Source organism: Pseudomonas sp. GYB4201, from assembly GCF_056312595.1.
The window spans coordinates 197,747-214,464 of the sequence record NZ_JBWGIG010000010.1; the positions used below are offsets into that span (position 1 = coordinate 197,747).

Consider the following 16,718-nt stretch of genomic DNA (forward strand, 5'->3'; position numbering starts at 1 on the left):
GGCTTAGCGAGTGGTTACTTCGGTAGTTGCGAAGAAGTATGCGATTTCGCGGGCAGCGGCGGCTTCGGAGTCCGAACCGTGGACGGCGTTGGCGTCGATGGATTCGGCGAAGTCAGCACGGATGGTGCCGGCAGCAGCTTCTTTAGGGTTGGTAGCGCCCATCAGCTCACGGTTCAGAGCGATGGCGTTTTCGCCTTCCAGCACCTGGACAACAACTGGGCCGGAAGTCATGAAGGCAACCAGCTCGCCGAAGAAGCCACGAGCGCTGTGCTCAGCGTAGAAACCTTCAGCTTCGGCCTTGGACAGTTGCTTCAGTTTCGAGGCAACGACGCGCAGACCGGCTTTTTCGAAACGAGTGGTGATCTCGCCGATGACGTTCTTGGCAACAGCGTCAGGCTTGATGATGGAGAAAGTACGTTGAACAGCCATGGTGAAACTCCAGAAACAGTGATTGTTGCGAAAAATTAAACCCGCGAATTATACGCGGGTTCTGGGGTAATGCCTAACCTGCAAAGATGATCAGTCTATTTCGTCGGCCCAAAGGGTCTGGACCGCTTCCAGCACCTTCTCGCCTACCCGGCCAGAAGTGCTGTCGAAACCAGGCAAATCCTTGATCCATTGCTGCAGATCGACGAAATTCACCGAATACGGGTCAACGCCCGGCTTGGCTTCGGCCAATTCCTCTGCAATACGTTGTACATCATTCCAACCGTAGCTCATGACAGCTTCCCGATCAGTGCGGCGCTTCGGCCGCATGGTTAAGCGAATATTTCGGGATTTCGACCGTCAGGTCCTCGGTGCCCACCACGGCCTGGCACGCCAGGCGCGATTGCGCTTCCAGGCCCCAGGCCTTGTCCAGGTAATCTTCTTCCAGCTCGTCGGCCTCTTCCAGCGAATTGAAGCCCTCGCGGATGATGCAGTGACAGGTGGTGCAGGCGCACACGCCGCCGCAGGCGCTTTCGATCTCGATGTGATGATCGTGGGCCAGCTCAAGGATAGACGTGCCGGTGGCGGCCTCGACTACCAGGCCTTCCGGGCAAAACTTTTCGTGGGGCAGAAAAATGACCTGCGGCATCGTTATTCCTCAATCTCATTCAGGTTGCGCCCGGCCAACGCGGCTTTCACCGTCGAGTCGAGGCGGCGGGCCGCGAAGGCGTCGGTGACCTGCGACAGACGCTTGGTCTGTTGCTCGATGGCCGCGCCGTCGGTACCGCTCATCAATTCACGCAGTTCAGTCATCTGGTGCTCGATCGCCAGGCGCTCTTCGGCATCCAGCAGGCGGTCGCCGTCGGCTTCCAGGGCGCCCTGCACCGCTTCCAGCAGGCGCTCGGCGTCTACCTGGTGCTCGCGCAGCTGGCGCGCGACCTTGTCGTCGCCGGCGTACTGGAACGAATCCTTGAGCATGCGGGCGATTTCGCCGTCGGTCAGGCCGTAGGACGGCTTGACCTGGATGCTGGCCTCAACGCCCGAGCCCAGCTCACGCGCGGAGACGCTCAGCAGGCCGTCGGCGTCGACCTGGAAGGTGACGCGGATTTTCGCCGCGCCCGCTACCATGGCCGGGATGCCACGCAATTCGAAGCGCGCCAGGGAGCGGCAGTCACTGATCAATTCACGCTCGCCTTGCAGCACGTGAATCATCATGGCCGACTGGCCGTCCTTATAGGTAGTGAAGTCCTGGCCACGGGCGACGGGAATGGTGGTATTGCGCGGAATCACCTTCTCCATCAGCCCGCCCATGGTTTCCAGGCCCAGGGACAGCGGAATCACGTCCAGCAGCAACAGCTCGGCGCCGTCACGCTTGTTGCCGGCCAGGGTGTCGGCCTGGATGGCGGCGCCAATGGCGACCACCTGGTCCGGGTCGATCTCGGTCAGCGGCTGGCGGCCGAACAGCTCGGCCACGGCCTCGCGCACGCGCGGCACACGGGTGGAACCGCCAACCATGACCACGGCGGCCACTTCGTCGATTTCCACGCCCGAGTCACGCACGGCGCGGCGGCAGGCCTTGAGGCTGCGGGCAACCATGGGCTCGATCAGGGCGTTGAACGCCTCGCGGCTCAGCTCGGCTTTCCACGCGCCATGCACCACTTCAACCGACGCGGCGTCAGTCAGGGCTTCCTTGGCGGCGCAGGCCACTTGCAGCAGCTGGCGCTGGGCGCCCGGGTCGAGGTCGGCGGACAGGCCCGCCTGCTGCACGATCCAGCTGGCGATGGCATGGTCGAAGTCGTCGCCGCCCAGGGCGCTGTCGCCACCGGTGGCCAGCACTTCGAAGACACCGCCGGTCAGGCGCAGGATGGAAATGTCGAAGGTACCGCCACCCAGGTCATAGATGGCCACCAGGCCTTCGGCATGCTGGTCCAGGCCATAGGCCACGGCGGCCGCGGTCGGCTCGTTGAGCAGGCGCAGCACGTTGAGGCCGGCCAGTTTGGCGGCATCCTTGGTGGCTTGGCGCTGGGCGTCGTCGAAGTAGGCCGGCACGGTGATCACCGCGCCTACCAGCTCGCCACCCAGGGTGGCTTCGGCGCGCAGGCGCAGCACCTTGAGGATGTCGGCGGAGACTTCGACCGGGCTCTTGGCGCCCTGCACGGTGTCGATGAACGGCATGTGCGACTCGCCACCAACGAAGCGGTACGGCAGCTGGTCGCCCAGCTGCTTGACGTCCGCCAGGCCGCGCCCCATCAGGCGCTTGACCGAAACGATGGTGTTGAGCGGGTCACTGGCGGCGGCAGCCTTGGCGCTGGCGCCCACTTCGACGCGGTCGGCGTGGTAGCGAACGGCGGACGGCAGAATGACCTGCCCCTGCGCGTCGGCCAGTGGCTCGGACAGGCCGCTGCGCAAGGCAGCGACCAGCGAATTGGTAGTGCCAAGGTCGATACCCACAGCCAGCTTGCGCTGGTGCGGTTGAGGACTCTGGCCGGGTTCGGCGATCTGCAGTAGGGCCATGCTTATCTGAATATCAGGCGTGCAGCCGTAGCAACACTGGGTTAATCGTCGAGGCGCTCTTCCAGCTGGCGCACTTCGTAGGACAGCTTGTCGAGGAACTGCATGCGCCGCATCAGGCGTTCGGCCTGTTCGCGTTGCGCTGCATCATCCCAACAGCCGGCGAAGCTTTCGTTCAACTGCTCGCTGGCAGCCTTCAGGCGCCGCTTGAACTGCGCCACACCGTCGAGGTCGGCACTGTCCTGCAGGTCTTCGAGCTCTTCGCGCCACTGCATCTGCTGCATCAGGAACTCAGGGTCGTGGACCGTGACCTCCTGGGGCACTTCGTGGCCACTGATGGCCAGCAGGTAGCGGGCACGCTTGGGCGAGCTCTTGAGCGTCTGGTAGGCCTCGTTCAGGCCCGCCGACTGCTCCAGCGCCAGGCGCTGCTCGCGCTCGCTGCCATCGGCAAAGCGATCGGGGTGCACGGCGCGCGCCAACTCACGGTAGCGCGCGGCCAACTGGTCGAGGTCCAGGCGGAAGCTCGGTTGCAGGTCAAACAAGGCGAAATGACAAGGAGTACCCACGACCGGCCTCAAACGTTGAAGCTTTCGCCGCAGCCACATTCACCGCGCACGTTGGGGTTGTTGAACTTGAAGCCTTCGTTCAAGCCTTCCTTGACGAAGTCCAGTTCGGTGCCGTCCAGGTACGCCAGGCTCTTGGGATCGATGATCACCTTTTCGCCGTGGCTTTCGAACACCTGGTCGTCTTCACCCAGCGCATCAACGAATTCCAGCACATAGGCCAGGCCCGAGCAGCCGGTGGTACGGACGCCCAGGCGGATGCCCTCGCCCTTGCCGCGGCCGTCCAGGGAACGGCGGATATGCTTGGCAGCGGCTTCTGTCATGCTGATAGCCATCGAGACTCCTTACATCGTGCGATGTGTACGGTTAAAGCAGGCCTTTCTTCTGCTTGTAATCGTGAACGGCGGCCTTGATGGCGTCTTCAGCGAGTACGGAGCAGTGGATTTTCACCGGCGGCAGCGCCAGTTCTTCGGCCAGCTGGGTGTTCTTGATGGTTTCAGCCTCGTCCAGCGTCTTGCCCTTCATCCACTCGGTGGCCAGGGAGCTGGAGGCGATGGCGGAGCCACAGCCGTAGGTCTTGAACTTGGCGTCTTCGATGATGCCCTGCTCGTTGACCTTGATCTGCAGGCGCATGACGTCGCCGCAGGCTGGAGCGCCAACCATGCCGGTACCCACGTCCGGGTCCTCGGCGTTCATCTTGCCGACGTTACGTGGGTTTTCGTAGTGGTCGATGACCTTTTCGCTGTAAGCCATGATTCTCAATCCTCACTCATCAGGGCCGCTCTGAAGGCCCTGTAGGTACGCCTGCGTTAACGCCACGTCTCTACAGGATCTGGATGGTGGCGGCTTCTTTTGTTTAGTGTGCCGCCCACTCGATCTTCGAGATGTCGACGCCGTCTTTGAACATATCCCACAGCGGCGACAGTTCGCGCAGCTTGGTCACGGCCTCGCAGACTTTCTGCGCGGCGTAGTCGATTTCTTCTTCGGTGCTGAAGCGGCCGAAGGTGAAGCGGATCGAGCTGTGTGCCAGTTCGTCGTTACGGCCCAGGGCGCGCAGCACGTAGGACGGCTCCAGGGAAGCCGAGGTGCAGGCCGAACCGGACGAGACGGCCAGGTCCTTGAGCGCCATGATCAGCGACTCGCCTTCGACGTAGTTGAAGCTCAGGTTCAGGTTGTGCGGCACGCGGGCAGTCAGGCTGCCGTTCACGTACAGCTCTTCCAGGTGCTCGACCTGCTTGAAGAAACGGTCGCTCAGGGCTTGCAGGCGGGCGTTCTCGCTGGCCATTTCCTGCTTGGCGATGGCGAAGGCCTCGCCCATGCCGACGATCTGGTGGGTGGCCAGGGTGCCCGAACGCATGCCGCGCTCGTGACCGCCGCCGTGCATGGTGGCTTCCAGGCGCACGCGTGGCTTGCGGCTGACGTACAGCGCGCCAATGCCTTTCGGGCCGTAGGTCTTGTGGGCCGAGAACGACATCAGGTCGACTTTCAGCTTGGTCAGGTCGATGTCGACCTTGCCGGTGGACTGGGCAGCATCAACGTGGAACATCACGCCGCGCGAGCGGGTCAGCTCGCCAATGGCGGCGATGTCGTTGACGGTGCCGATTTCGTTGTTCACGTGCATCACCGACACCAGGATGGTGTCGTCGCGCAGCGCGGCTTCGATCATGGCCGGGGTGATCAGGCCGTCTTCCTGGGGGTCCAGGTAGGTGACTTCGAAGCCTTCACGCTCCAGTTGGCGCATGGTGTCCAGGACCGCCTTGTGCTCGATCTTGGAGGTGATCAGGTGCTTGCCCTTGGTGTGATAGAAGTGCGCGACACCCTTGATGGCCAGGTTGTCGGACTCGGTTGCACCGCTGGTCCAGACGATTTCACGCGGGTCGGCGCCGACCAGGTCAGCCACCTGGCGACGGGCGTTCTCGACCGCTTCCTCGGCTTTCCAGCCGAACACGTGGGAACGCGATGCCGGGTTGCCGAAGTTCCCCTCGTTGGTCAGGCATTCAATCATCTTTTGCGCTACACGCGGGTCGACCGGCGTGGTGGCGGAGTAATCGAGGTAAATCGGCAACTTCATTGAAATTCTCCTATCAGGCGGGCTAGCCACAGTCGCATCGTCATTCGACGAAGGACGTTTCGATCTTGTCCAGGCGCTGGCTCTTGGTGGTGTTGCAACGGCGCAGGTCCTGGCGCTGGGCGACCTCTTGCACTTCACGGCGAGTGACAAGGTCAGCCAGACTGATACCGCTCAAAAATTCATGAATCTGCTGGCTCAGGTCGCACCACAAGTGGTGCGTGAGGCACGTGTCGCCAGCATGACAATCACCCAATCCCTGGCAACGTGTTGCGTCGACCGATTCGTTGACGGCGTCGATGACCTGGGCCACCTGGATACCCTGCATGTCACGGGACAGCTGGTAGCCACCCCCTGGCCCGCGCACGCTGGACACCAGGTTGCTGCGACGCAGCTTGGCGAACAGTTGCTCCAGGTACGACAGGGAGATGCCTTGGCGCTCGGAGATATCGGCCAATGAAACCGGCCCATGCTGCGCGTGCAATGCCAGGTCGAGCATGGCAGTGACGGCGTATCGGCCTTTAGTTGTCAGTCGCATGGCGAGTACCACGGTTACACGAAAAAGGGAGGAGCGGATGAGCTGTGAGTATGCAATTCCCGAGTATTTAAGTCAACTTTAAGACCTACCACTTTAGTCGGGAATAGCGGTAAAACGGGCGGCGTACTATAGCACGGGAATTTGCATTTGCCTGCAGGCGCGGGCTGATACACCTGCAGCCGCTGCCGCAGGCTGCACTGGCCATCGCGAACGCTGAAGATATCCAGCGAGGCATGAGGCCAGCGCAGCCTGGCGGCAGCGGCTACAGGTGTGGGTTAGCGGGCTTCGGCGGCAGGCACGTCGACTTCACCCTTCACGCACTTGAAGTCTTCGTCGCGCAGCTCGGGCAGGTCCTTGGCGCAGTAGTCACTGCCCATGCGGGTCATCGCCCCGCACATGTCCTCCAGGCGCCCGTCGACGGCGTGCAGGTGGTCCAGCAGCTGGCCGATGGCGCGCGCCACCGGGTCGGGCATGTCCGCAGTCACGCCATAGGCCTCGAAGCCGATCTTCTCGGCCATGGCCTTGCGCTTGGCGTCCACGGCGTCATCGCCCTTGACGATGATGCGCCCCGGGATGCCCACGGCCGTGGCGCCGGCAGGCACCGGCTTGGTGACCACGGCGTTGGAGCCGATCTTGGCACCGGCACCCACGGTGAACGGGCCCAGCACCTTGGCGCCCGCCCCTACCACCACGCCATCTTCCAGCGTGGGGTGGCGCTTGCCTTTGTTCCAGCTGGTGCCACCCAGGGTCACGCCCTGGTACAGGGTGACGTCGTCGCCGATCTCGACGGTCTCGCCAATGACGATGCCCATGCCGTGGTCGATGAAGAAACGCCGGCCAATGCGGGCGCCCGGGTGAATCTCGATGCCGGTCATCCAGCGCCCGAAGTTGGAGACCATGCGCGCCAGCCACTTGAAGTCGGCCTTCCACAGCTTGTGCGCGCCACGGTGCAGCCAGATGGCGTGCATGCCGGGGTAGCTGGTCAGCACCTCGAAGGCATTGCGCGCCGCCGGGTCACGATGGAATACGCTTTGAATGTCTTCACGCAAACGCTCGAACATGACTAATCCTTCCGCTTATGCGGCTCGCCACGGGCCACTTTCTGGGTCTCCGTGAGAATGCCGCGCAATATGTTCATTTCCGCCTTGGCAACCGAGCTGCGGCCGTACAGGCGGCGCAAACGCGCCATCAGGTGCCGGGGGCTCTGCGGGTCGAGGAAGCCGATCTCCACCAGGGTGTTCTCCAGGTGTTCGTAGAAACGCTCCATCTCGTCGCTGGTCGAGAGCTCTGCGCTCTTGACCGACGCCACTTCGACCTTTTCGGTCTTGGACGCCTGCCCTTCGGCTACCAGCCAGGCCATACGCACTTCGTAGGCCAGGACCTGCACCGCCGCACCCAGGTTCAGCGAGCTGAAATCAGGGTTCGACGGGATATGCACGTGGAAATGACATCGCTGCAGCTCGTCATTGGTGAGCCCGGCGTGTTCGCGACCGAACACCAGGGCCACCTCGCCGCCCACCTGGGCGGCCTCTTCGACGCTTTTGCTGCCGCATTCGCGGGGGTCCAGCAACGGCCAGGGAATACGCCGCTCGCGGGCGCTGGTGCCCAGCACCATGGTGGTGCCCACCAGGGCCTCTTCCAGGGTGGCGACCACCTGGACGTTGTCCAGCACGTCGTCGGCGCCCGAGGCGCGTGCGCTGGCTTCGTGGGAGGGGAAATCCAGCGGGTCTACCAGCACCAGGCGCGACAGACCCATGTTCTTCATGGCGCGCGCAGCCCCGCCGATGTTGCCGGGGTGGCTGGTGTTGACCAGGACGACACGAATATTTTGCAGCAAGGCGAGCGCTCACAGACCGGGGGAAAGAAATGAAATCTTACCGAACAGATACCGCTTACGCTACGAATGCTGACTACCCTCTTCTGCAAACGTACTTTTCTGCTAGAATGTTCGGCTTTCTTTAACGACCTAGGTGAAACGTCCATGCAGCCCATGCTGAATATCGCGCTGCGCGCCGCCCGCAGCGCCAGTGAATTGATTTTCCGCTCCATCGAGCGCCTGGATACCATCAAGGTTGATGAAAAAGACGCGAAGGATTACGTCTCTGAAGTCGATCGTGCGGCCGAGCAAAAAATCATCGAAGCCCTGCGCAAGGCTTACCCGACCCACACCATCCGTGGTGAGGAAACCGGCCTGCACGCTGGCAGCGGCGAAGGCGCCGAATACGAGTGGATCATCGACCCACTGGATGGCACCACCAACTTCCTGCGCGGTATCCCGCACTTTGCCGTCAGCATTGCCTGCAAATACCGCGGCCGCCTGGAACACGCCGTCGTGCTGGACCCGGTCCGCCAGGAAGAATTCACCGCCAGCCGTGGCCGTGGCGCCCAACTGAACGGCCGTCGCCTGCGCGTCAGCGGCCGCACCAGCCTGGACGGCGCCCTGCTGGGCACCGGTTTCCCGTTCCGTGACAACCAGATGGCTGACCTGGACAACTACCTGGGCATGTTCCGCGCCCTGGTAGGCCAGACCGCCGGCATCCGCCGCGCCGGTGCCGCCAGCCTGGACCTGGCCTACGTGGCTGCCGGCCGTTTCGACGCCTTCTGGGAGTCGGGCCTGAGCGAGTGGGACATGGCCGCAGGCGCCCTGCTGATCCAGGAAGCTGGCGGCCTGGTGAGCGACTTCACCGGTGGTCACGACTTCCTCGAGAAGGGTCACATCGTTGCCGGCAACATCAAGTGCTTCAAGGCAGTACTGACGGCCATCCAGCCGCACCTGCCGCCTTCGATCAAGCGCTAAGCTTTTTCGCCAGGCAATAAAAAAGCACCCTTCGGGGTGCTTTTTTATTGCCTGAATAATCACCGACACCTTGTAGCCGCTGCCGCCAGGCTGCGCTGGCCCTTGTGAACACTGGAGATCTCCAGCGAGGCCCAGGGCCAGCGCAGCCTTCGGCAGCGGCTACGCATGCGGAGGCGCCTTTACTGCTGGGTCAGCACCAGCTGGCCGTCCTTGCTCACCGGGATCTTGGAGCCCGGGTCACGGTCCATCTTCACCTGGCCGACCTGGCCATTGAGCTGGTACTTCACGTTGTAGCCAACCACCTTGTTGCTGATGTCGTTGACCGTGTTGCAGCGGCTTTCGGTGGTGGTGTAGGTGTCACCGTTCTGCATGTGCTCCTGCACCTTGTTGCCCGCGTAGCCACCGCCCACGGCGCCCGCCACGGTAGCCAGGGTCTTGCCCTTGCCGCCACCCACCAGGTGGCCCAGCAGGCCACCACCCACGGCACCGATCACGGTACCAGCCACCTGGTGCTGGTCCTGCACGGCCCGGCGATGGGTTACCGCCACGTCATGACACTCCTTGCGGGGCGTCTTGATCTCTTGATTGATAGGGTCTACAGCCAGAACTTCTGCGTACTCTGGGCCACTTTTCACGAGGCTGTAGGTCGCGACAGCACCACCGGCAGTCACACCGACAGCACCCAACACTGCACCAACCAGCAACGATTTGTTCACTTGAACCTCCTGACCTTCTTATACGGATCAAAGTCCGCGCTTCTCCCAGCCTTGGAGCACAAAAAAAGGCGCGAGTTCAAAACTCGCGCCTTTTCAGGGGATTAAGTGACGGCGATCACATTACGGGCGATCGTCGACCTTGTCCTTGGTGACCGGGGCAATCAGGTCGTCGCTGTTCAGGTTCAGCCAGATCAGCACCACGTTGGCGATGTAGATCGAGGAGTAGGTACCCGCCAGCACGCCGATGAACAGCGCGATGGAGAAGCCGAACAGGTTGTCGCCGCCAAAGAACAGCAGCGCGGCGATGGCCAGCAGCGTCGAGATCGAGGTGGCCAGGGTACGCAGCAGGGTCTGGGTGGTCGAGACGTTGATGTTCTCGATCAGCGAAGCCTTGCGCAGCACGCGGAAGTTCTCGCGCACCCGGTCGAATACCACGATGGTGTCGTTCAGCGAGTAGCCGATGATGGCCAGCACCGCCGCCAGCACCGTCAGGTCGAAGGTGATCTGGAAGAACGACAGGATACCCATGGTCACGACCACGTCGTGCACCAGGGAAGCGATGGCGCCTACGGCGAATTTCCACTGGAAGCGGAAGGCCAGGTAGATCAACACGCCGCCCAGTGCCATGAGCATGCCCAGGCCACCCTGGTCACGCAGCTCTTCACCCACCTGCGGGCCGACGAACTCGGTGCGGGTGACCTTGGCCGGGTTGTCGCCGCCCACCTTGGCCAGCGCTTCAGCTACCTGGGCGCCCAGCTTGGGGTCGTCGCCCGGCATGCGCACCAGCAGGTCGGTGGTGTCACCGAAGTTCTGCACGATGGCTTCGTGGTAGCCAGCGGCTACCAGTTCGCTACGCACCTGGGTCAGGTCGGCCGGCTTCTGGTAGTTCAGCTCGATCAGCGTACCGCCAGTGAAGTCCAGGCCGAAGTTGAGGCCTTTGTGGAACCAGCTGAACAGCGCCAATGCCGTGAGGAACAGTGTCAAGGCGAACGCAATATTGCGAACGCCCATGAAGTTGATGGTACGTTTCATGGCAGCCCCTTAAATCCACAACTTCTTGAAGTCACGACCGCCGTAGATCAGGTTGACCATTGCGCGGGTCACCATGATGGCTGTGAACATCGAGGTAAAGATACCCAGGGACATGGTCACGGCGAAGCCTTTCACCGGGCCGGTGCCCATGGCGAAAAGAATGCCGCCTACCAGCAACGTGGTCAGGTTGGCGTCGACGATCGCGGTGAACGCGCGGCCGAAACCTTCGTTGATCGCGCGCTGCACGGTCATCCCGGCGGCGATTTCCTCGCGAATACGCGAGAAGATCAGCACGTTGGCGTCCACCGCCATACCCATGGTCAACACGATACCGGCAATACCCGGCAGCGTCAGGGTGGCACCCAGCACCGACATCAGCGCCAGCAGCACGACCATGTTCAAGGCCAGCGCCACGGTGGCGATCAGGCCGAAGAAGCGGTAGATGGCCATGATGAACAGCGACACGAACAGCATGCCCCACAGGGACGCATGGATACCCTTGGTGATGTTGTCGGCACCCAGGCTTGGGCCAATGGTGCGCTCTTCGGCGAAGTACATCGGTGCAGCCAGGCCACCGGCACGCAGCAGCAGGGCCAGTTCCGACGACTCACCCTGGCCGTTCAGGCCGGTGATGCGGAATTGGCTGCCCAGCGGCGACTGGATGGTTGCCAGGCTGATGATTTTCTTCTCTTCGGCGAAGTCCTGCACGGCCACGTCTTTCTCGACGCCGTCGACAGTCTGCTTCTCGTAGCGGGTGAACGGCTTCTGCTCGATGAAGATCACCGCCATGCTGCGGCCCACGTTGCTGCGCGTAGCGCGGCTCATCAGGTCGCCACCGTGGCCATCCAGCTTGATGTTCACCTGCGGCTGGCCGTGCTCGTCGAAGCTGGCCGAAGCGTCGGTCACCTGGTCACCGGTGATGATCAGGCTGCGCTCGACCGCGGCTGGCGGACGGCTGCCATCACGGAACTCGAAGGTCTCGGTGGTGGCGCGGGAATCATCCGGGCCAGCGCCCAGGCGGAATTCCAGGCTGGCAGTCTTGCCCAGGATGCGCTTGGCTTCGGCAGTGTCCTGCACGCCTGGCAGCTCGACCACGATGCGGTTGGCACCCTGGCGCTGTACCAGCGGCTCTGCCACGCCCAGCTCGTTGACACGGTTACGCACGGTGGTCAGGTTCTGCTTGATCGAGTATTCGCGAATCTCGGCCAGCTTCGCTGGTGTCAGCGTCAGCGACAGCACCTGCAGTTCGCCACGGGTAGTGGCGGCCACGTCGAAATCGGTGTAGTTCTTGCGGATCAGGGCCTGCGCCTGGGCCAGGGAATCGGCATCGCTGAAGCCCAGCTGAATCGCACTGTTCTGCTGTGGCATGCTGCGGTAGCGGATCTTTTCCTTGCGCAGCTCGGTCTTGACGTCGCCTTCGTAGATCTTCAGGCGGGCATCAATGGCCTTGTCCATGTCCACGGCCAGCAGGAAGTGCACGCCACCGGACAAGTCCAGGCCCAGTTTCATGGGGTGCGCGCCAATGCTGCGCAGCCACTGCGGCGTGGTCGCCGCCAGGTTCAGCGCAACCACGTAGTCATCGCCCAGGGCCTTGCGGACCACGTCCTTGGCAGGCAACTGGTCATCACGCTTGGCCAGACGCAACAAACCGCCCTTGCCATTCTCGGCCAGCGTTGCCGCCTTGACCTCGATACCGGCATCGGTCAGCGCCTTGGCGCTGCGGTCCAGATCAGCCTGGGTGACTTGCAGGGCGGAACTTGCGCCGGAGACCTGGATGGCCGCGTCATCAGGATAGAGATTGGGTGCGGAATAAATAAAACCGACCGCCAGCACCGCCAGGATCAGTAGGTATTTCCACAGAGGGTATTTGTTCAGCATCACGCCGCCCGTTCAAGACGCGGGGCGCCTTGCGCGCCCCGTCGATTGGTAAAAGTCTGAAGCTTAGATCGCTTTGAGCGTGCCTTTCGGCAGGGTCGCGGCAATGGCGCCCTTCTGGATTTTCAGCTCTACGGTGTCCGAAACCTCGATTACCACGAAGTCGTCGGTCACTTTGTTGATCTTGCCGGCGATACCACCGGTGGTCACAACTTCGTCACCTTTCTGCAGGTTGCCCAGCAGGTTTTTCTGCTCTTTGGCACGCTTGGCCTGTGGGCGCCAGATCATCAGGTAGAAGATGACCAGGAAACCGACCAGGAAAATCCACTCGAAGCCGCCGCCCATAGGGCCTGCCGCTGCCGGCGCACCAGCGTCGGCCAAAGCATCAGAGATAAAAAAGCTCATTTAGCACTCCAGTTGCAAAATTGTTGACTCAAAGGGTCACGAACTCAGTCCAAAGGCGGCGTGGCAAGCCCGCGTTTGGCATAGAAGGCATCGACAAAGGCGGCCAATGTACCTTGTTGAATAGCCTCGCGCAAACCAGCCATCAGCACCTGGTAATGACGCAAATTGTGGATCGTATTCAACATGCTCCCCAGCATTTCGCCGCACTTGTCCAAATGGTGCAGGTAAGCACGGGAGAAGTTCTGGCAGGTGTAGCAGTCGCAGGTCGGGTCCAGCGGCGAATCATCATGGCGATGGAACGCGTTGCGGATCTTCAGCACGCCGGTGTCGATGAACAGATGCCCGTTGCGGGCATTGCGGGTTGGCATCACGCAATCGAACATGTCCACACCGCGGCGCACACCCTCCACCAGATCTTCCGGCTTGCCAACACCCATAAGGTAACGAGGTTTGTCCGCGGGCATCTGGCCTGGCAGGTAGTCCAGCACCTTGATCATTTCGTGCTTGGGCTCGCCCACCGACAGGCCGCCGATGGCCAGGCCGTCGAAGCCGATCTTGTCCAGGCCTTCCAGCGAGCGCATGCGCAGGTTCTGGTGCATGCCGCCCTGGACGATGCCGAACAGCGCCGCAGTGTTGTCGCCATGGGCGTTCTTCGAGCGCTGGGCCCAGCGCAGCGACAGCTCCATGGACACGCGCGCCACGTCTTCGTCAGCCGGGTACGGGGTGCATTCGTCGAAGATCATCACCACGTCGGAGCCCAGGTCGCGCTGCACCTGCATCGACTCTTCAGGGCCCATGAACACTTTGGAGCCGTCCACCGGCGAGGCGAAGGTCACGCCCTCTTCCTTGATCTTGCGCATGGCGCCCAGGCTGAACACCTGGAAACCACCCGAGTCGGTGAGGATAGGGCCCTGCCACTTCATGAAATCGTGCAGGTCGCCGTGGGCCTTGATCACTTCCATGCCCGGGCGCAGCCACAGATGGAAGGTGTTGCCCAGGATCATGTGCGCGCCGATGGCCTCGATGTCACGCGGCAGCATGCCCTTCACCGTGCCATAGGTGCCCACCGGCATGAACGCCGGGGTTTCCACCACGCCACGGGGGAAGGTCAGGCGGCCACGACGGGCCTTGCCGTCGGTGGCCAGCAGTTCGAACGACATACGACAGGTGCGACTCATGCGTGATCCCCTGGCGCCGCTTCGCTTGGACCGCGGGGCGCCGGATTGCGGGTGATGAACATGGCATCACCGTAACTGAAGAAGCGGTAACCGTTGGCCACGGCAGCCTGGTAGGCGGCCATGGTCTCGGGATAACCGGCGAAGGCCGACACCAGCATCAACAGCGTGGATTCCGGCAAATGGAAATTGGTCACCAGGCAATCGACCACATGGAACGGCCGGCCCGGGAAAATGAAGATATCGGTGTCACCGCTGAACGGCTTCAACACACCGTCGCGCGCCGCGCTTTCCAGCGAGCGCACGCTGGTGGTGCCCACGGCGACCACACGGCCACCACGGGCCTTGCAGGCGTTCACCGCGTCCACCACCTCCTGGCTCACTTCCAGCCACTCTTTATGCATGTGGTGATCTTCGATCTTCTCCACACGCACCGGCTGGAAGGTGCCGGCGCCCACGTGCAAGGTCACGAAGGCGCTTTCCACGCCCTTGGCCTTGATCTGCGCCAGCAGCCCTTCATCGAAGTGCAGGCCAGCAGTAGGCGCCGCCACCGCACCGGCACGCTCGGCGTACACGGTCTGGTAGCGCTCGCGGTCGGCGCCTTCGTCGGGGCGGTCTATATAAGGTGGCAGCGGCATGTGGCCGACGCGGTCCAGCAGCGGCAGCACTTCTTCGTTGAAGCGCAGCTCGAACAGCGCATCGTGGCGCGCGACCATCTCGGCCTCGCCGCCGCCGTCGATGAGAATCATCGAGCCCGGCTTGGGCGACTTGCTGGAACGCACGTGCGCCAGCACCGAGTGGCTGTCCAGCACGCGCTCCACCAGAATCTCCAGCTTGCCGCCGGAGGCCTTCTGGCCGAACACACGGGCAGGAATGACCCGGGTGTTATTGAACACCATCAGGTCGCCGGGGCGCAGGTGCTCCAGCAAATCAGTGAACTGACGGTGGGCCAGCGCACCGCTGGGCCCGTCCAGGGTCAACAAACGACTGCCATGACGCTCGGCCAGCGGGTGGCGTGCAATCAGGGAATCAGGAAGCTCGAAGGAAAAATCGGCGACGCGCATGATGGAGTTCGGTTCGACAGGGCCGCAAAGTTTAGCCCAAAACGCACAAATTGACCACGCAGGAGAGTTGACCAACGGTCGAGGCCTCTCTATACTCCGCGGCCATTGAGCCCTGATGGCGGAATTGGTAGACGCGGCGGATTCAAAATCCGTTTTCGAAAGGAGTGGGAGTTCGAGTCTCCCTCGGGGCACCAAACATAGATCCCTTCTACCGGGGATTGCAGCAGAGAAACCGACCTTGAGTCGGTTTTTTTGTGCCTGGGATTTGGCTGGCCCCCACCAATTCCCGTAGCCGCTGCCGCCAGGCTGCGCTGGGCCTTACATACCCCACAAAATCTCGATCTCTTGGTGAATTCTTCGCAACCTCGCGCCGAACACACAAGGCCGGCAACGCCGATCCCACAGGCCATGGCACGTTGCAACAAATGTAGATGCTGCCGCCAGGCTGCGCTGGGCCTTACATACCTCACAAAATCTCGATCTCTTGGTGAACTCTTCGCAACCTCGCGCCGAACACAAGGCCGGCAACGCCGACCCCACAGGCCATGGCACGTTGCAACAAATGTAGATGCTGCCGCCAGGCTGCGTCGCGCCGCGCGGGCGGCGCTCGATCTCAAGAGCGCCAGAAAAACCACGGCATGCGCCTTTACGCCCTGATGCGGTTGCACGTCAGGCACATCGGGTGTTCTTCGCAGGTTCCGGCCTTGGATTGCGTCAAGGCCACCAAGCGCTAGCCGATGTTGTTTTGCCGCTGTTGAGATCGAGCGCCGCCCGCGCGGCGCGACGCAGCCTGGCGGCAGCATCTACATTTGTTGCACCGTGCCATGGCCTGATGGATGGCGTCGCCAGCCTTGTTTGCCCACAATCCTCCCCTCGACGGCTAACCGACACCGGGATGCAACGTTATGGCGGGTTGCCCAGGGACTTGTTCGCAAGTGCCGGTTCGTTCTGTCCGGTCCGCCAACCCTGTGCAATCCGCCACCCCACTGCTCCCCGTCAACCCCGACGTCCCGCTCGTGGATGCCCTGGCCCACAGCGCCAACCTGCAACTCATCGCCAACCAATTGATGACAGACGCCGCCATGGGCGACGACGCTCCTCATCTGGCGTGGGCAGCGGCTTAATTCCCACAACCTTGTGTCGAACATACAAGACTGGCAACGCCGATCCCACAGGCCATGGCACGTTGCAACAAATGTAGCACCGGCCATTAGGCCGGGTCGCGCCGCGCGGGCGGCGCTCGTTCTTGAGAGCGACATAAAAACCTGGGCATACGCTTTTGAGCCCTGATGCGTGTTCATGCCGGGCAAATTGAGGGTAGGTTCCAGCCACAGATTGCGTCACGGCGACCCGGCGGAACCCGAAGTTGTTTTACTGTGCTTGAAATCGAGCGCCACCTGCGCGGCGCGACGCAGCCTTCAGCAGCTTGTGTCTAGAGAAGGGAATAGAATCTGGGGTGAGAGCGGTGAATGGCAGGTTGTTCGGCAGCAGTGTTGATAAGCACGTGTAGCAGCAGAACCGCCATTCACCTCTCCGCTCTGGCTACAA

19 protein-coding genes and 1 tRNA gene are annotated in these 16,718 nt (G+C 62.3%); 3 read left to right on the plus strand and 17 right to left on the minus strand.

All coding sequences use genetic code 11. From position 1 onward, the window contains the following. Positions 1–3 precede the first annotated feature (3 nt). From ndk to trmJ, 11 genes are all read right to left on the minus strand, one after another. Positions 4–429 (minus strand): nucleoside-diphosphate kinase, encoded by a 426-nt coding sequence (ndk, locus tag AC0Z2B_RS12320; RefSeq protein ID WP_043186559.1) that lies wholly within the window; start codon positions 427–429, stop codon positions 4–6. Between the two features lie 90 nt (positions 430–519). Next, a complete protein-coding gene (iscX, locus tag AC0Z2B_RS12325; RefSeq protein WP_416422726.1) occupies positions 520–720 on the minus strand; it encodes a Fe-S cluster assembly protein IscX in 201 nt (66 codons plus the stop codon). A gap of 13 nt (positions 721–733) precedes the next feature. Beyond that, positions 734–1,075 (minus strand): ISC system 2Fe-2S type ferredoxin, encoded by a 342-nt coding sequence (gene fdx / locus AC0Z2B_RS12330; protein ID WP_416422725.1) that lies wholly within the window; start codon positions 1,073–1,075, stop codon positions 734–736. Between the two features lie 2 nt (positions 1,076–1,077). Continuing rightward, a complete protein-coding gene (gene hscA, locus AC0Z2B_RS12335) occupies positions 1,078–2,940 on the minus strand; it encodes a Fe-S protein assembly chaperone HscA (protein WP_476296938.1) in 1,863 nt (620 codons plus the stop codon). A gap of 41 nt (positions 2,941–2,981) precedes the next feature. Continuing rightward, positions 2,982–3,503 (minus strand): co-chaperone HscB, encoded by a 522-nt coding sequence (gene hscB, locus AC0Z2B_RS12340; protein ID WP_476296940.1) that lies wholly within the window; start codon positions 3,501–3,503, stop codon positions 2,982–2,984. A gap of 8 nt (positions 3,504–3,511) precedes the next feature. Continuing rightward, the gene (gene iscA / locus AC0Z2B_RS12345) at positions 3,512–3,835 is read right to left on the minus strand and encodes an iron-sulfur cluster assembly protein IscA (RefSeq protein ID WP_416422722.1); all 324 of its coding nucleotides are present in this window, start codon (positions 3,833–3,835) and stop codon (positions 3,512–3,514) included. 31 nt (positions 3,836–3,866) lie between these two features. Further along, the gene (iscU, locus tag AC0Z2B_RS12350; RefSeq protein ID WP_093463004.1) at positions 3,867–4,253 is read right to left on the minus strand and encodes a Fe-S cluster assembly scaffold IscU; all 387 of its coding nucleotides are present in this window, start codon (positions 4,251–4,253) and stop codon (positions 3,867–3,869) included. A 103-nt stretch (positions 4,254–4,356) separates the two neighbouring features. Beyond that, the gene (locus AC0Z2B_RS12355) at positions 4,357–5,571 is read right to left on the minus strand and encodes an IscS subfamily cysteine desulfurase (protein WP_476296942.1); all 1,215 of its coding nucleotides are present in this window, start codon (positions 5,569–5,571) and stop codon (positions 4,357–4,359) included. A 40-nt stretch (positions 5,572–5,611) separates the two neighbouring features. Continuing rightward, complete coding sequence (gene iscR / locus AC0Z2B_RS12360) at positions 5,612–6,106, minus strand: Fe-S cluster assembly transcriptional regulator IscR (protein ID WP_416422720.1); 495 nt, start codon at positions 6,104–6,106, stop codon at positions 5,612–5,614. A gap of 275 nt (positions 6,107–6,381) precedes the next feature. Next, positions 6,382–7,167, minus strand: a complete 786-nt coding sequence (gene cysE / locus AC0Z2B_RS12365; protein WP_416422719.1) for a serine O-acetyltransferase — start codon at positions 7,165–7,167, stop codon at positions 6,382–6,384. Between the two features lie 2 nt (positions 7,168–7,169). After that, the gene (trmJ, locus tag AC0Z2B_RS12370; RefSeq protein ID WP_476296945.1) at positions 7,170–7,943 is read right to left on the minus strand and encodes a tRNA (cytosine(32)/uridine(32)-2'-O)-methyltransferase TrmJ; all 774 of its coding nucleotides are present in this window, start codon (positions 7,941–7,943) and stop codon (positions 7,170–7,172) included. Between the two features lie 144 nt (positions 7,944–8,087). Here trmJ and suhB point away from each other — a divergent pair, with 144 nt between their 5' ends. After that, positions 8,088–8,903, plus strand: coding sequence for a type III secretion system regulator SuhB (gene suhB, locus AC0Z2B_RS12375; RefSeq protein ID WP_476296947.1), 816 nt, complete (start codon positions 8,088–8,090; stop codon positions 8,901–8,903). 179 nt (positions 8,904–9,082) lie between these two features. Here the strand turns inward: suhB and AC0Z2B_RS12380 are convergent, their stop codons facing one another. The 6 genes from AC0Z2B_RS12380 to queA all read right to left on the minus strand — a co-directional run bounded on the left by AC0Z2B_RS12380 (position 9,083) and on the right by queA (position 15,170). Beyond that, on the minus strand, positions 9,083–9,619 hold the full coding sequence (locus tag AC0Z2B_RS12380; RefSeq protein WP_416422716.1) for a glycine zipper 2TM domain-containing protein: 537 nt from the start codon (positions 9,617–9,619) through the stop codon (positions 9,083–9,085). 120 nt (positions 9,620–9,739) lie between these two features. Continuing rightward, positions 9,740–10,651, minus strand: coding sequence for a protein translocase subunit SecF (gene secF, locus AC0Z2B_RS12385; RefSeq protein ID WP_416422715.1), 912 nt, complete (start codon positions 10,649–10,651; stop codon positions 9,740–9,742). 9 nt (positions 10,652–10,660) lie between these two features. Beyond that, complete coding sequence (gene secD, locus AC0Z2B_RS12390) at positions 10,661–12,529, minus strand: protein translocase subunit SecD (protein ID WP_476296949.1); 1,869 nt, start codon at positions 12,527–12,529, stop codon at positions 10,661–10,663. Between the two features lie 63 nt (positions 12,530–12,592). Next, positions 12,593–12,931, minus strand: coding sequence for a preprotein translocase subunit YajC (yajC, locus tag AC0Z2B_RS12395; RefSeq protein WP_008366112.1), 339 nt, complete (start codon positions 12,929–12,931; stop codon positions 12,593–12,595). Between the two features lie 44 nt (positions 12,932–12,975). Further along, a complete protein-coding gene (gene tgt / locus AC0Z2B_RS12400) occupies positions 12,976–14,091 on the minus strand; it encodes a tRNA guanosine(34) transglycosylase Tgt (RefSeq protein WP_416427543.1) in 1,116 nt (371 codons plus the stop codon). A 14-nt stretch (positions 14,092–14,105) separates the two neighbouring features. Then, the gene (gene queA / locus AC0Z2B_RS12405; protein WP_476296951.1) at positions 14,106–15,170 is read right to left on the minus strand and encodes a tRNA preQ1(34) S-adenosylmethionine ribosyltransferase-isomerase QueA; all 1,065 of its coding nucleotides are present in this window, start codon (positions 15,168–15,170) and stop codon (positions 14,106–14,108) included. Between the two features lie 109 nt (positions 15,171–15,279). Between queA and AC0Z2B_RS12410 the strand changes: the two genes are divergently transcribed. Both AC0Z2B_RS12410 and AC0Z2B_RS12415 read left to right on the plus strand, forming a co-directional pair. Beyond that, positions 15,280–15,364: transfer RNA gene (locus tag AC0Z2B_RS12410), tRNA-Leu, on the plus strand. A gap of 711 nt (positions 15,365–16,075) precedes the next feature. Next, positions 16,076–16,294 carry a DUF3077 domain-containing protein gene (locus tag AC0Z2B_RS12415; RefSeq protein WP_476296953.1) on the plus strand — a complete coding sequence of 73 codons (219 nt, stop codon included), beginning with the start codon at positions 16,076–16,078 and terminating at the stop codon, positions 16,292–16,294. Positions 16,295–16,718: the final 424 nt, after the last annotated feature.

Bases quoted from the DNA above. Each gene is read 5' to 3' on its own strand.
- ndk (WP_043186559.1), bottom strand. From the start codon at position 429: ATGGCTGTTCAACGTACTTTCTCCATCATCAAGCCTGACGCTGTTGCC.
- iscX (WP_416422726.1), bottom strand. From the start codon at position 720: ATGAGCTACGGTTGGAATGATGTACAACGTATTGCAGAGGAATTGGCC.
- fdx (WP_416422725.1), bottom strand. From the start codon at position 1,075: ATGCCGCAGGTCATTTTTCTGCCCCACGAAAAGTTTTGCCCGGAAGGC.
- hscA (WP_476296938.1), bottom strand. From the start codon at position 2,940: ATGGCCCTACTGCAGATCGCCGAACCCGGCCAGAGTCCTCAACCGCAC.
- iscA (WP_416422722.1), bottom strand. From the start codon at position 3,835: ATGGCTATCAGCATGACAGAAGCCGCTGCCAAGCATATCCGCCGTTCC.
- iscU (WP_093463004.1), bottom strand. From the start codon at position 4,253: ATGGCTTACAGCGAAAAGGTCATCGACCACTACGAAAACCCACGTAAC.
- AC0Z2B_RS12355 (WP_476296942.1), bottom strand. From the start codon at position 5,571: ATGAAGTTGCCGATTTACCTCGATTACTCCGCCACCACGCCGGTCGAC.
- iscR (WP_416422720.1), bottom strand. From the start codon at position 6,106: ATGCGACTGACAACTAAAGGCCGATACGCCGTCACTGCCATGCTCGAC.
- cysE (WP_416422719.1), bottom strand. From the start codon at position 7,167: ATGTTCGAGCGTTTGCGTGAAGACATTCAAAGCGTATTCCATCGTGAC.
- suhB (WP_476296947.1), top strand. From the start codon at position 8,088: ATGCAGCCCATGCTGAATATCGCGCTGCGCGCCGCCCGCAGCGCCAGT.
- secF (WP_416422715.1), bottom strand. From the start codon at position 10,651: ATGAAACGTACCATCAACTTCATGGGCGTTCGCAATATTGCGTTCGCC.
- secD (WP_476296949.1), bottom strand. From the start codon at position 12,529: ATGCTGAACAAATACCCTCTGTGGAAATACCTACTGATCCTGGCGGTG.
- yajC (WP_008366112.1), bottom strand. From the start codon at position 12,931: ATGAGCTTTTTTATCTCTGATGCTTTGGCCGACGCTGGTGCGCCGGCA.
- tgt (WP_416427543.1), bottom strand. From the start codon at position 14,091: ATGTCGTTCGAACTGCTGGCCACCGACGGCAAGGCCCGTCGTGGCCGC.
- queA (WP_476296951.1), bottom strand. From the start codon at position 15,170: ATGCGCGTCGCCGATTTTTCCTTCGAGCTTCCTGATTCCCTGATTGCA.
- AC0Z2B_RS12415 (WP_476296953.1), top strand. From the start codon at position 16,076: ATGGCGGGTTGCCCAGGGACTTGTTCGCAAGTGCCGGTTCGTTCTGTC.